Source organism: Aquimarina besae (genome assembly GCF_042434905.1).
Lineage (GTDB): Bacteria > Bacteroidota > Bacteroidia > Flavobacteriales > Flavobacteriaceae > Aquimarina.
Window position 1 is genome coordinate 1,641,524 of record NZ_CP170199.1, and the last position, 15,099, is coordinate 1,656,622.

Genomic DNA, 15,099 nt, shown 5'->3' on the forward strand with positions numbered 1-15,099 from the left:
GAAAAGAAAGTAACTCCGTTAATGAAGCAATACAATGCGATTAAGGCTAAATATCCTGACGCATTATTGTTGTTTAGAGTAGGGGATTTTTATGAGACTTTTGGCGAAGACGCTATCAAAGCTGCTGCTATTCTCAATATTGTTCAGACCAAAAGAGGTAATGGAAGTGAGCATGAAACAGCTTTAGCTGGGTTTCCGCACCATTCGTTAAATACGTATTTGCCAAAACTGGTAAAGGCAGGAGAAAGAGTTGCTATTTGCGATCAATTAGAAGATCCTAAACAAACTAAAACTATTGTTAAAAGAGGTGTGACAGAGTTAGTAACTCCTGGTGTTGCACTTAACGATGAGGTGCTGCAAAGTAAAACAAACAATTTTCTGTGTGCATTACATTATGGTAAAAAAGAACTTGGTGTTGCATTTTTGGATGTTTCAACAGGAGAGTTCTTAACTGCACAGGGTGATGTAGCACAGATGGATAAACTTTTACGAAATTTTAATCCGAGTGAAGTTTTAATTCCAAAACCAAAAAAGCAGTCTTTCCAAAAAGATTTTGGAAGTGATTTTCATACATTTTGCTTAGAAGACTGGGTGTTTAAGACGGATTATGCAAATGAAACCTTGAATGCTCATTTTGAAACTACTTCTCTAAAAGGTTTCGGAGTGGATCATTTGCATGAAGGAGTTATTGCGGCTGGAGTAATTCTTCATTATTTAAGTGAGACACAACATCATAAATTACAACATATAACGGCTATTCAGCGTATTGCAGAGGATGAATATATATGGATGGATCGTTTCACCATTCGTAATCTGGAGTTGTATAATCCTAATGCTGTTAATGCAGTAACATTAATAGATGTTATTGATAAAACCATCTCTCCGATGGGTGGTCGTACTTTAAAACGTTGGTTGGCATTGCCTCTTAAGAATATAGCAAGTATACAAAAGCGCCACGAGGTAGTACAGTATTTTTTGGAAAATAAGACCTTGCTTCAGAAAATCCAACATCAAATTAAGCAGATTGGAGATATTGAACGTTTGATTTCTAAGGTGGCTACCGGAAAAGTAAACCCCAGAGAAGTTGTTCAATTAAAAAACTCTTTGGAAGCTATTGTTCCAATAAAGGCACAAGCTGCTAATAGTCATAATGAGGCGTTAAAAGTGATAGGCGATACGTTACACGACTGTGAGTTGTTGAGAACTAAAATTAAGGAGACCTTAAATGAGGAAGCACCGGTAAATATCCTAAAAGGAAATACTATAGCAGATGGATATCTCGATGAATTAGATGAATTGCGTTCCATAGCATTTTCCGGGAAAGATTATCTGGATAAAATGCTGGAACGAGAAACAGAGGCTACCGGTATTACTTCTCTAAAAATAGCTTCCAATAATGTTTTTGGATATTATATTGAGGTAAGAAACACTCATAAGGATAAGGTGCCTGAAACCTGGATACGTAAGCAAACATTGGTAAACGCAGAAAGATATATCACTGAAGAATTAAAAGAGTACGAAGCTAAAATCCTGGGAGCAGAAGAAAAAATCCTGTTATTAGAGCAGCAATTATTTAGTGATTTGATTGTGTGGATGAATGAATATATCAAGCCGGTGCAACTAAACGCTAATTTAATAGGGCAATTAGACTGTTTGTGTTCTTATGCCCAGTTGGCAGAAGAAAATAACTATACACGTCCTGTTATCGATGATTCTCATATTCTTGAAATTAAAAATGGACGTCATCCGGTAATAGAGAAGCAATTACCTCCCGGAGAACAATATATAGCAAATGATGTCTGTTTGAACAGAGAAGATCAGCAGATGATTATGATTACAGGTCCTAATATGAGTGGTAAATCTGCGATATTAAGGCAAACCGCATTAATCGTTTTATTAGCTCAAATGGGAAGTTTTGTTCCTGCAGATGAAGCCAAGATTGGAGCGGTAGATAAAATATTTACAAGGGTAGGAGCAAGTGATAATATCTCTATGGGAGAATCTACATTTATGGTAGAGATGAATGAAACGGCAAATATTCTAAATAACATATCAGATAGGAGTTTAGTGTTGCTTGATGAGATTGGTCGTGGAACCAGTACGTATGATGGAATTTCAATCGCCTGGGCCATTAGTGAATTTCTCCATGAACATCCAGCAAGGCCGAAAACATTATTTGCAACACATTATCATGAATTGAATGAAATGTGCGAAACTTTTGATCGTATAAAAAATTATAACGTAGCGGTCAAAGAATTAAAGGATAATGTACTTTTTTTGCGAAAATTAGTTCCTGGTGGAAGTGAGCATAGTTTTGGAATTCATGTGGCTAAAATGGCAGGAATGCCACAACAAGTATTACATAGAGCTAATAAGATGCTTAAGAAATTAGAAAAATCTCATAGTAGCGAAGAATTAACTGATAAAATAAAAGGAATTCAAGAAGAGGACGAATTACAATTAAGTTTCTTTAATCTTGATGATCCATTATTGGAAGAAATCAAGGAAGAAATTGTAAATATTGATATAGACACGTTAACTCCTGTGGAGGCTTTGATGAAATTGAATGAGATTAAACGTATGTTAACCAGGAAGAAAGCTTCATCGGTGTAAAGTTTTTTATTCTTTTTTTAGAAAAGACTTTGGTATTACTAGAAATGTTTTAAATTTGCATCCGCAATAACGAATTGCAAAGTTCATAAAAATAACTGCGAAAGTAGCTCAGGGGTAGAGCATCACCTTGCCAAGGTGAGGGTCGCGGGTTCAAATCCCGTCTTTCGCTCTGAGAATATATACCACGCTCGGGTGGTGGAATTGGTAGACACGTTGGACTTAAAATCCAATGAACATTAGTTCGTACGGGTTCAAGTCCCGTCCCGAGTACAGAAGAAAACCTCCTAATAATCAGGAGGTTTCTTTGTTTTTGGTCGTTTTTTAGAATGCAAATATTTAGGTTTTATGTTTTTGGGTAAAACATAGGTAAAACTTTTGTAACACTGCTTTGCAGATAAAGGGATTTCTAGAAAATAGAAAGCCCCAGTAAAATTAGAAAGTTCATAACGATAAATTAAAAAACAAAACTCCGTTTTTGACTCAAAGTAGTCGAAAACGAGGTTTTGTTTTTTTTGATTCTAAATCTTATATATTCTTTTGCTGTAAAAGCTATGAGGAGAAATATTCCTGTAGGGAATTAAGAGGTTTGAGAAGATAATTGAACCTAAGAGGGATATTTTATATTTTCTGAAAGGGCCGATAAAATTCATTTCACCGCGTAAATTCCAAATATTAATAAGTAATTACCCTATGAATAATTAATTTTTTTCTTCTTGTCTTTACGAAGTTTTAATCCAATGCCTATTATCGAAATTATCATTCCGCCGATTAATACGGTTACTTTCATCAGATAGGTACCTTGGTCTGGATTATCACCTTTGCCTGTCATATCTGCAAAATTTTGATAGTGGAAATGACTAGAAAGATATATTGCGACTAGAATAAATATTGAATTGATCAAAAAATTATCTAATCTAAGTTTTTTATTTACCTTTTTATTTAAATACAGAAGTATTAAAGGAAGTATTACAAGGGTATACAGAGCTTCAAAAATAGTTGCAATTTTAAGACCATCTGTTCTTGGTACCCACAAGGGTTTGACGATTAGATGAGGAATTATCGCGATACTAAAATTTAGAATGATAAGAACTAGGACTGCAATAATTATATTTTTTGATTTCATTTTTTCTATTTTTTTTCTAAATAATTTTCTGCCATAATAAATGCATTATAAGCATTAAGTAAGCTGCCCGAACTAGAGAGTTCTTTGAAGGATTTGGTTTTTTTAAAGATATCACCTTTTTTAGAAATATCGACTTCCAGATTATAAGATACCCCCGACTCAAGAATAATGTTTTTTATTTGCTGTACTGATAAATCAGGATAGTAAGAATATAACAAGCCTGCTAATGAGGAGGTTATTGCAGTTGCAACTGATGTGCCACTAACATAAGAATATTTTTCCTCTGTAGACACTGAGGTAAAAATCTTTTCACCGGGAGCAAAAATATCTACTTCACTTCTACCATAGTTACTAAAGGTACTTCTAAATTTTTCATTTAGAAAATATGAAGTTGAACCTACTCGTATAAAATTGTGTACCTCTTTTTTATCTCTATCCATTGAGTCGTCTGGATAATTATAGGATTTATCTAAATCCAAATTATCGTTTCCTGCAGATTTTATAACTAAAACATTATTCAATTCTGCGTATTTCAGCGCGTCAATCACCCATTCAGGATTAAGCGAAAACTCTTTTCCAAAACTTAAATTAATTACTTTAGCACCATTATTCACCGCATATCTTATTGCCAAAGCTATGTCTTTGTCGTGTTCGTCACCAAAAGGTGAAATAGCTATAGGCATTATTTCAATACTATTATTTACGTTTTCATTTATTACTATTGAAGCAATACATCCGGCAATTTTTGTGCCGTGATCAAATAAGTCTAAATTACCATTAACAATATTATTACCATAAATAGAATCATTTAGATCAGATGAATTCTCTCCTAAGATGAGCCTTTCATTATATTCTAAATTCAGTAATTTGTTAATCCTTTCGTATGTTTTCAACTTATAATTTTTTACCCAGGATTCGGTTAATTTCTTTTTAAGAATAAAGTTAATTGCTTTGATTAATTTTTTGTCATTTGGATACTTATTTCTTAGAACCTTTAAATCATTAGGATTCAGTTGGATACTCTTGTCATATAACTGTATTGTTTCAATCGATTGATTAAATTCTTGTTCTAGTTCGTCAATGTATTTTTTTTCTTGAAAAGCATATTTTTTTCTTTTTTCATACTTTTCTAGGGCTCTAGAAAATAAATTGAATTTATCCAAATCGTTTACAGGAATATCGCTTTTCGATTTATCTCTAAATTTATCTTGATACTTTTTAATTACCCTAGTATATTCATAATTTGCAAATAGAATATTTTCATTCTTTGTATTACCAATGAAATTCCAACCTCTCTCATCGTCAATATAGCCATTACGGTCATCATCAATTTTATTATTGGGGATTTCATCTTTATTGACCCAAATGGCATTTCCGAGACTTTCATGACTTATATCCATTGCCATATCTACTACAGCTATTACACAACCAGAACCTGATCTATTTTTTAAAAGAGTTTGATATAATTTATTGAGACTTATGCCCGGAATTCTATCATCATTTAGGTCTTTTTTAAACCAATTTTTTGTCACATTGCTAGTATCGTGAAGACTTTTAACCCTATCCAAAGAATCTGAATATTCATCAACAATAATGTTATCTCTATTACAAGAGAAGAAAACAAAAATACTCATAAAACTAAAACACGCTATTCTCCTGGTTCTAAAGTGAATTTTACCCAAAATATTAGAATTATAAATAAGTCAACTAAAGACTTATGAGTTAATTTTAAAACATCATAACTTTTTACGAGAAAAAAACCTCGAGGTTTCCCGAGGTGTCTTTCAATTGATCTATTTCAATTAAACTATTCAAAAATCGAAAAAAGAAAACAATCATTATCATTATTTTGTGTGTCACCACCATCAACTGTTTCTGTTCCATCAGCTCCTCCTGTTCCACCCCAAATTTTATTTTTTTGAATTTTTGTTAATTTAGTTATAGTACTTTTTCTAAGAATTAGTTTTCTTTTTTTCATCTTATTAATAGTTTTAATTTTTTCAAATTTATGTAAATCAATAGATTATTTATTTTATGAGATAGGTTTTTTGGTCTTCATTTATAAATCAAGACCTTCTTTCTTTAATTTTTTAATAAAATAAGAAGGATATATTCCCGTCCTTTTATAAAAGGCCTTAGAAAAGGACTCACTACTCTTAAAGCCAACCTCTTCTGCAATTCCTTTAATAGTATATAGATCGTACTTTCTGGTATGCTTCAAAGTTTCAATAGTATAATCAATTCTTAAATCATTAATATATTGTGAAAAACTTTTATCTTTCATACTATTGATCGTTTTAGAAAGATATGACGAATTCGTTTGTAGCTCTTTAGCTAATAGGTTAAGTGTATACTTGCTATTAATATAATGATGGTTACGTTCGAAATTCTCTAATCCTTTGATTATGCTATTGATAATATTTTCTGGAATATTAGGACTATTTTTGATTTGATCTTGGGGAAGGGATGTTACTTTGCCCTCATCCTTGCTTTTTGCGATAAGCATCTCAAACTTCTTTTGATATAATCTTTTTTTACTATTACTATAAATAAATGCCGCAACACTTAAAATAAGTAAAGCACCTATAACAAATATTATCTTCCAGAAACTTTTACTCTTGTTTTCCAAGTTTTGATTTATCAATAGTGGAGTATAATAATCTTGTATAATATTTGTCTGCAGATACCTATAGTTTTGATTTAAAACGCTATCCACTTCTCTTAATTTATTTGTATAAAGAAGCTGCTGTCTTAGGTCATCAGATTTTTGGTAATGATCAATCAAAATTTGGTAGCCTTCTCTAAGTTCAGGCAATATATCCCTTTGAGTATTAAAAATGGTATCAACTTTTTTAAAATATTCTAAAGCAATTTCTCGATCACCCAAATCGTAAAGTGTTTTGCCTTTATAGAAGTAAGCCACAGCTAAATTAGGTTTGTTATCAACTGAAAGGAAATACTTCAGAGATTTATTAATACAGTTTAAGGATTCTTTATGTTGTTTTGTTTGATGATTCAGTACTCCAGAAGATAACAGAAAATGATAATATAATTCATCATTTTTGGATCTTTGAGATGCGATCAACCCCTCATCAGCTAAAGCCAAAGCAGTCTCTATTTGATTGTTTTTAGAATGCGCAACGACAAGACCAAACAAAGTTTTTAAATAACGTGAACTGTCAATCTTCTCATTATTTCGGCTGTATTCTAGATACTCTTGATGAATATTGATAGCATCTTTGTGATTACCAATTCTATCCGTCAAAACAGCAATTAAATAGTTACTGTCAAATTTCAGTTCTGTGTAGTTATATTTTCTTGCTAAAGAATTGGATTTTAAAAGATTATCGATAGCATCCTTAAATTTTCTTCTTTTGTAGTACGTATTTCCTTTGTCAAAATATATGTAGGCAGAATATGATCTAATAAAACTATTATCATTGGTGATATTAAGTGCACTATCTAAATACTTTATTTTTATATCGTCCTCATACAAACTTGCAACATATTTATACCCCCTTACAAGTGACATTAAATCATTATTTGCTTTGGCCTTGTTTAGATAAGACACAGCTGACTTTTTAGCATTTGTTGTATCTCTAAGTTCATTGTATTTTTTAAAATCAGAGTATAGTTCAGAAAAACTTTTAGAAATCAAAGATTTGGCTGAACTAATATTATTATCCTCTTGAGATCTTACATTCTTTAGAGAAAAAATCCCTATAAATAATATTAACCTAATTTTTCTAAGCATTTAAGACTATAAATAGATTATATCGATTCTATTCAAACTATACTAATTTACTTTTTTGTAAATAACTGAAATTCAAATAGTTGAATTAAATTTTTTATTGTCGTTATTTATAAATGATCACCCGCCTTTTATAAATCACGACTTATTTCTCTTGCAATAACGTAAATTCTCCCCATATATTTGTGACTATCTAAACTAGATTTGAATGTTTTCCTATGTTGTAATACTACAACAAAACGAATTGAAGAATGATACGAATTTATGAAGTCTATAAAATTAAATAAGTTGGCAATAACAGCTATTCAGAAATTTATCGGTTTGGATATATTTGAACGGTCTATAATGTATTTTACTGCAACTACTGGAGCGGTTGTCTAATTCCTTTTCGTAAAAATGATCATATAACTATTTTCACTGAAATGAATATCGTGTAAATTTTGAAAAAAAATCGAAAACAGAGGTAACATATCCATTCTTAATGACACATAATAATAACCAAGGCTTATTTTATGATATAAAACCGTTTGAAAATACCGATCAGTAAAGAACATAAAGATAAGGTTATGACACCTCTTAACTGATTAAAATACCCCAACCATTTAGTTCGATTTTCTTATGAAAGTCAAAAACAGCTTTTTATAAGGCCCAGGTATCTATTGTCTAAACTTTAAGTAAAACAATTTTAAAAAATGAATCAATAACCATTAAATCATCAACTATGAAACAATCACTTTTTTATGTATTCATCCTGCTATCGGGGTTTGTGGGGTATTCCCAAACGGTATTGGATTTTTCTTATGATCCATCGGGCAACCAAATGCTCCGAAAAGAAAGTACAGCTTCCAGAAGTATAAACACTTTTACATCCGATAGTATCCCATCTATAGAAGAACCCTTAAAGGAAATTACAGCAGAGACAATTGAAAACCAGTTCTCCGTATCTCCCAATCCTACAGCAGGTGCAGCTACACTGCGCTGGGATCCTATGTTTTCTGAGCAAATCACCGACATCGAACTGATCAGCTTGATGACCAGCGAAAAAACACCCATTAAACGAACCAGGGGAAATTCTTTGAGCATTGATCTATCAGGAAAAGTAACAGGATTGTACGTAGTTACTTTTTATCTGAATAATGAAACTGTAAAGAAAGTGCATAAAAAGATCATTAAGTTATAACAAGATCCACATATCATACAAATATCCTTTAAAAATCACTGTAGATGAAAGCATTATACATCAAATCTATTTTTACTCTTTTCGTATTCATTTTAGGGTTACAATTACAGGCACAGGATGCTACTAACTTGAATCCGATTGACGAATTCACTTACGAAAAACATTCAGCCACGGTTGAGTCAGAAGAAGTTATTAATGAACAAAATAGTAATTCTAATTCCAATATTGTTAATTTAGATAAAAACAATAACTCCGGAGTTGGGGGAACTATTGGGGACTTATCGGTTTCACTCACGGGAGGAGCAACCTATACTGTACCTATCGCCGTTCCTCCAGGAATAGGTGGAGTCACTCCTAAAATTGCTCTATCCTACAATAGCCAAGGAACTAATGGTATTGCTGGATATGGTTGGAGTATTTCAGGATTATCTACAATCACGAGAATACCCTCTACGCAATACCATGATGGAGTAAAAGACCCTGTTGACTTTGATACTCTTGATCGTTTTGCATTGGATGGACAACGATTAATTTTAAAATCTGGCACATATGGAGGTAGTGGAGCAGAATATCAAACTGAAAATTATTCGAATTTAAAAATCACATCTGTGGGAGTTTCTTCCTATGGAGCATCTTACGGCCCTTCATATTTCATTGTAAAATATCCAGACGGATCAACAGCATATTATGGTAGTACAGCCTCCACAAAGTCGCAGTTGGAGTATGCGATTACTACTATTGAAAACCCTCAAGGAATTCGTACTACATTTCAATATACCACCCAGGACAACATCCTTCAAATCTCTAAAATACAATATGGTTCAAAAGGTGGTGCTTCGCCAGTTAATGAAGTCCAATTCGAATATCAAAACAGAACAGTTAAGGATGCCTCATATGTAAACGGAATATTATTTACTCGAAGAAATAAATTAATAGAAATAAAAGTAGTTGGCAACGGTATCCCATATAGAAACTACAAATTAACTTATGCTTATTTGCAAGACCCTATTGTCGATAGGCTAGAACAAATTCAAGAGTTTTCTGGAGATTATGGGAGCGCTCATACGCCTATTATGTTCTCCTATTTTGGATCTGGTACAAGTACTCCCAACTATGCATTAACAACATCAAATCTTGGAGTAGTTAATATAGAGCAGAGAAATGCAGAGACCGTATCTTTGGATTTGACCGGGAATGGCAAAATGGATTTTATGGTATATCCAAAATCTAAGGACAAATTTTATCTGTTTAAGGGTGATAATTTTAGTATTCCTATCACAGTCAATTCAGGAAGTTTTTCAAATATATTCCCAACTACTTGGTTAAACCACCAGAACAAAATTTTACCAGGACAGGGGTTTACGGTTGTTCAAAATACTTCAGATAATAAGGTGAAGTTCAAAATGTACTCAAATGGATTCTCTAGTCCTATACTTCAATACGAAAAAACTTGGAATGCTCCAACATATGTAAATATGTTAAGCTGTAATTTTGGATCAAATAGAAATAGGGTAAATCAAAAATATATCTCGGGTGATTTTACAGGTGATGGGTTAACGGAAGTAATAGCAATTAACACTCCATATACCTTTACAAATTGTTATGAAGATTCACAAGACTGCATAGAGATTGGAGATCAACCGTTTGAAACTTCAGAATCTAAGGGCCAGAAAATTCCAATTTTAGGTGATTGTTGTAAATGCAATAGTTCAACTGTTTCCAGCTCAAACGTAACGTTAATAAAACTTGATCGAAGAATTACTTCTGGATTTACTTCGTCTGTAGGAAGATTACAAAAATCATTAGGAATCAATGATAGACTAATACCTGCGGATTTTAACGGTGATGGTAAAACTGATATTCTTCATTTTACAGAAGGGAGTGTACACGTATATACAGTTAATAGTCAGGGTAGATTAGAATTACTTTCACACACGATCAGTAGTTTTATTAAAGGAGATAAACCTATTCTTGTTGGAGACTACAATGGTGATGGTAAAACTGAATTTATTACGCCAAAGAAAGACAACTCTAAAGTTTATTACTCTTTCATCTCCACGGGTAAGAATTTTAAAATTTTTACACGAGACCAGCTTTTTACTTATAGAGAAAGTTATTGGAATGCCACAGAAGGTAGAATGTATGGCTATACTCTAATTCCTGTTGATATTAACAATGACGGAAGAACAGATATCGTTGATTATAGTACAAGAACACTGAATAATAGTTCCAACGGTTTTCAAAGAGTTAAAATATATTATAATGCTTATGGTTCAAGAGACGCTGGAAGACTAAGGTTTGAACCTTCAAACCATACAGATAAAACAGGAAATCTAAGGCATTTACCAATTCCTGTGTTTCTGTCCCCTGACAGACCCAACTACGGATTGGAGTTTGCTACGATTAGTGATAAATGGATACACTCATTCAAAACCAATGCTAAACCTCCGTCACTTCGTAAAATCAATAATAACGGAGTTGAGTATGAAATACATTACTCTACTTTAAACTCACAAGAATATAACAACGAAAGTGTATATGCTTCTAGTATTGAACAGGTGTATCCTAATGTTGACATTTCAGCAGCGTCAGGTATTCAAATCGTAGAACGTTTGGAAAGAAAAGTAGAAGGAATTCCTTCTGCGTTTCAAACATTTTATTACAGAAACGCTGTATCTCATTTACAAGGTCTGGGTTTTCGAGGATTTCAATACCTTTCACGGAGCAACTGGCATACAGGAACGGCTGATAGAATATTTATAAACACAACTCAAGATTTTAATTTACGTGGTGCAATAGTGGAAGAATATCAAACCCCATATACTCAAAGGTTTGGCTCAATTCCTCTCGATTATATTTATAAAACCACGTATGCATATGAACATAATCTTTCTGCTAATAAAGTGTTCAAAATATGGAACACTTCTACTACTACTCAAAATCAATTAGAAGGGACTAGTACAACATCTAATTCTACTTACGATGGTTATAATAATCCAATAAAAATAACAACCAATTATTCCGGTCACGGTAGTATAGTTACCGATTTTACATATACCAACAGCACAGGTAACAATTATTATATCGGAAGACCTACTAAGAAAATTGTTAGATCAACTATTGGTTCTCAATCTTTTAGTTCAGAAGAAAGATACACCTATACTGGAGCATTAATTAGTTCTTTACAGACCAAAGGCAACGGTACGCAGTTTGATGCGGAAACTTATACCTATGATCAATTTGGGAACACAACTAAAATTACTACGACTCCATATGGAGAATCCAGCAGAACTGTTGAGTTTACTTATGATTCATCTGGTAGGTTTTTAATTAAATCCAAAGATGTTGAAGGATTAGAAACTACTTATCAATATAATACCAATACTGCCTCGCTTAAAAAGGAAATCAATCCTTATAATCAGGCAACACTGTATGAATATGATGCTTGGAATCGACCTATAAAAGTAACAGATTTTCTGGGGAATAGTAGTAGAACTAGTTATACAGAAACTAATAATCAATATGTAGTCTCGATTATTTCTGATGATGGAGGCGCATCAGAAACTAAGTACGATGAGCTACAAAGAATGATATATGAGCGAAAGAAGTCCTTAGACGGTAATTGGTCACAAATTACATATCAGTATGATGCTTTAGACAGGATTAGCGGACGCAGTGAACCTCATTTTGGAAATGCTCCTTCTCAATGGAATACTATAGAATATGATCTATATGGTAGAATAAAAAGAGAGAATCATTATACAGGAAAAACGGTATCCTATACTTATAATGGTTTGGCAATAACTGTTAACGATGGTACTAAATCAGTTACCACAACCAGAAATGCATTAGGGAATATTACAAGGGTAGATGATCCAGGTGGTACTATTCAATACACTTATTTTGGAAATGGAAACTTGAAAACTTCTTCTTATGAAGGAGCCACACAAATTATAGAACAGGATGGTTGGGGACGTAAAACCAAACTAACCGACCCTTCTGCAGGGATATATACATATTCCTATAATGGATTTAATGAGATCTTACAGCAAACTTCTCCTAAAGGAATTACTACCAATACATATTCCAGCACAGGTAGCTTATTAAGTAGCCGAATTAAAGGTGATTTAACTGATATGACAACTACTTATACCTATGACAATACAACTAAACTAGTGACTGGTATTAGTGGAAATGACGCTATTAATCGTAAAACCTATCAATACAATTATCAATACGATCAATATTTGAGACCGAAACAGGTAACAGAAAATAATGGCACAGCTTTTTTTTCTAAAAGCTATGAGTATGATACATTCTCCAGAGTTAAGAAGGAAACCTACAATGCCGATGTAAGCAGAAGAAGTAGTAGTAGCAGTGTAACATATAATTACAATGCTCACGGAGCATTTACCGGATTTGACCAATGGAAAATAAAAAAGGTGAATGCGCGTGGACAGATAAATCGTATACAGTTTGTTACAGGTGAAGAGGAATTAATGGAATATGACACCTATGGATACCTAAAGAAAAATGCCGTATATGATCCTGAGCGAAATGAAAACCATATCGAACAGAACTATAGTTTTAATGCAGTTAGGGGGACACTAGCAGGTAGATCTCATAAAACTTCAATTGGTGCGTACACATCGAATTATAGTGAAAACTTTGAATATGATGCTTTAGATCGATTGACATCGATTAGTGGACCTTACGGAAAAACCAATTCTTATGATGGTTCTGGTAGGATCACTAAAAATTCTAAGATTGGTGACATTACCTATCAGGGAGGTAGTAAGCGATATCAAATGAAGGATATCACCCTTAATTTTACTGGACAAAACTATTTTCGAAATAGAGCAAGACAAGAAATCTCTTACAATGCATTTAAAAAGCCTGTTGATGTTTATGCAGAAGGAAGAGGAAGGGTAAGCTTTGAATATGGGCCTATGGGCAATCGTGTAAATGCCTGGTATGGTGGTTTGGATAAAAATAAAGAAGATCGCAAATATCATAAACAATATGCAACGATAATTCCAGCCGAAATCATTCATAATAAAGAAGATAACAGCTATAAATTTATTTTCTTTAAAGGAGGTGATGCGTATACTGCTCCAATGGTCACTATTGAACAAATGACCAACCAAGGTAATGAAAAAGCTGATTACTATCTGCAAAGAGATTACTTGGGAAGCATTTTAAACATTACTAAAGAAGTAATGGTTGGCACGCAGACTAAAGGGGAATTTCAGGAACACAGAAGGTTTGGAGCTTGGGGAACCATAGACGCATATCATTCTGTAAAAGGAGGATGGTTTGATCACACCAGTCTATTAGACAGAGGGTACACTGGGCACGAACATTTTGTAGAAGTGGGGCTTATTCATATGAATGGTCGTATGTATGACCCTACAATGCAACGATTCTTATCGCCGGATAATTTTATACAGAATCCATACAATACACAAAACTATAATCGATATAGTTATGTATTGAACAATCCATTAATGTATACTGACCCTACAGGTCAGATGTACGAAGATGAAGGTTCAGGATGGGGAGAAGGAATGGGAGGAAGTGTTCTGGGAGGAGCTATCGCCAGTATAGCTACCAATTGGGATAGCTGGGGAATGAAAGATTTCTTCAATAATGATTTTACTAGACCATTTAGAGAAGTTGGTAGATGGGTGCGTGGATGGTTTGGTGGTGGTTCAGAACCCAATCCAATAGTTAAAATGCCTCAGACTACAGTAAGTGTAGATCCATTGATAGCACCTAGCCCTGCTATAAGTTCTGTTTTTATGAGTAATGGAGGTTCTTCGGGAGATTGTTGCAATTGGACAAACTTTCTTTCAGGAGTTTATGATTCTATTCGAGTTAAGTATGAAGCAGGATATGGAATCGGTTTAGGGTTTAAAGCTACTAAATACTTTCATTTTGATATAGGAGCAGATGTAGCAAGATTAGAATACTATTCTGGCCGTGATCGAATTAAACTTAAGTTCCTTGGTATTGATGGAAAAATTCACCTAGGGCCACCGGCAACAAGTTTAATAGATTTTGATATTGGAGGACATGTAAGTGAAGTAAGATTCAACAACGTAACTAAGAATTTACGAAATTTTGAATTACCAGATTTTGAGAGGTATGATTTCTTGAAAGGTCATTTTGTTTTCAACGGAGGTTTACAAAAAGATAGAATATCTTTTGGAGGTGTTGGGTCTATTCTAAGAAATACAAGAGGAATAGGTTGGACACTTTTTAATGGGAGACCAGTAACAAAATTTGGGATTGGGAACTTCGGAACAGCAGATCTGTTTGATGAAACTGATTTAGCAGGAAAATTTAAAACCCCCATTGGTAAAATTAGTATAGGAGTCAATTTCATTCAACTTGAGCAAGCATGGAAATCCCTATTTAAACCTTAAACTA

The 15,099-nt window shown here is 33.2% G+C and carries 7 protein-coding genes and 2 tRNA genes; 5 read left to right on the top strand and 4 right to left on the bottom strand.

Going from position 1 to position 15,099, the window contains the following annotated elements; translation table 11 throughout:
• Positions 1–21: 21 nt before the first annotated feature.
• The 3 genes from mutS to ACE94K_RS07050 all read left to right on the top strand — a co-directional run bounded on the left by mutS (position 22) and on the right by ACE94K_RS07050 (position 2,883).
• The gene (gene mutS, locus ACE94K_RS07040) at positions 22–2,613 is read left to right on the top strand and encodes a DNA mismatch repair protein MutS (protein ID WP_378184243.1); all 2,592 of its coding nucleotides are present in this window, start codon (positions 22–24) and stop codon (positions 2,611–2,613) included.
• Between the two features lie 97 nt (positions 2,614–2,710).
• Positions 2,711–2,782: transfer RNA gene (locus tag ACE94K_RS07045), tRNA-Gly, on the top strand.
• A 17-nt stretch (positions 2,783–2,799) separates the two neighbouring features.
• Positions 2,800–2,883: transfer RNA gene (locus ACE94K_RS07050), tRNA-Leu, on the top strand.
• A gap of 418 nt (positions 2,884–3,301) precedes the next feature.
• On the opposite strand, the gene ACE94K_RS07055 is transcribed toward ACE94K_RS07050, so the two are convergent.
• The 4 genes from ACE94K_RS07055 to ACE94K_RS07070 form a co-directional block, all read right to left on the bottom strand.
• Entirely contained in the window at positions 3,302–3,736 is a 435-nt protein-coding gene (locus tag ACE94K_RS07055) for a hypothetical protein (RefSeq protein ID WP_378181963.1), read from the bottom strand.
• 5 nt (positions 3,737–3,741) lie between these two features.
• The gene (locus tag ACE94K_RS07060; RefSeq protein WP_378181966.1) at positions 3,742–5,370 is read right to left on the bottom strand and encodes a S8 family serine peptidase; all 1,629 of its coding nucleotides are present in this window, start codon (positions 5,368–5,370) and stop codon (positions 3,742–3,744) included.
• Between the two features lie 173 nt (positions 5,371–5,543).
• Positions 5,544–5,714 (bottom strand): class I lanthipeptide, encoded by a 171-nt coding sequence (locus ACE94K_RS07065; protein WP_378181968.1) that lies wholly within the window; start codon positions 5,712–5,714, stop codon positions 5,544–5,546.
• An 81-nt stretch (positions 5,715–5,795) separates the two neighbouring features.
• Positions 5,796–7,490, bottom strand: coding sequence for a helix-turn-helix domain-containing protein (locus ACE94K_RS07070; protein ID WP_378181971.1), 1,695 nt, complete (start codon positions 7,488–7,490; stop codon positions 5,796–5,798).
• A gap of 718 nt (positions 7,491–8,208) precedes the next feature.
• On the opposite strand from ACE94K_RS07070, the gene ACE94K_RS07075 reads away from it, so the two are divergent.
• Both ACE94K_RS07075 and ACE94K_RS07080 read left to right on the top strand, forming a co-directional pair.
• The gene (locus ACE94K_RS07075; RefSeq protein WP_378181974.1) at positions 8,209–8,667 is read left to right on the top strand and encodes a hypothetical protein; all 459 of its coding nucleotides are present in this window, start codon (positions 8,209–8,211) and stop codon (positions 8,665–8,667) included.
• A 44-nt stretch (positions 8,668–8,711) separates the two neighbouring features.
• Complete coding sequence (locus tag ACE94K_RS07080; protein WP_378181977.1) at positions 8,712–15,095, top strand: FG-GAP-like repeat-containing protein; 6,384 nt, start codon at positions 8,712–8,714, stop codon at positions 15,093–15,095.
• The last annotated feature ends 4 nt before the right edge of the window (positions 15,096–15,099 follow it).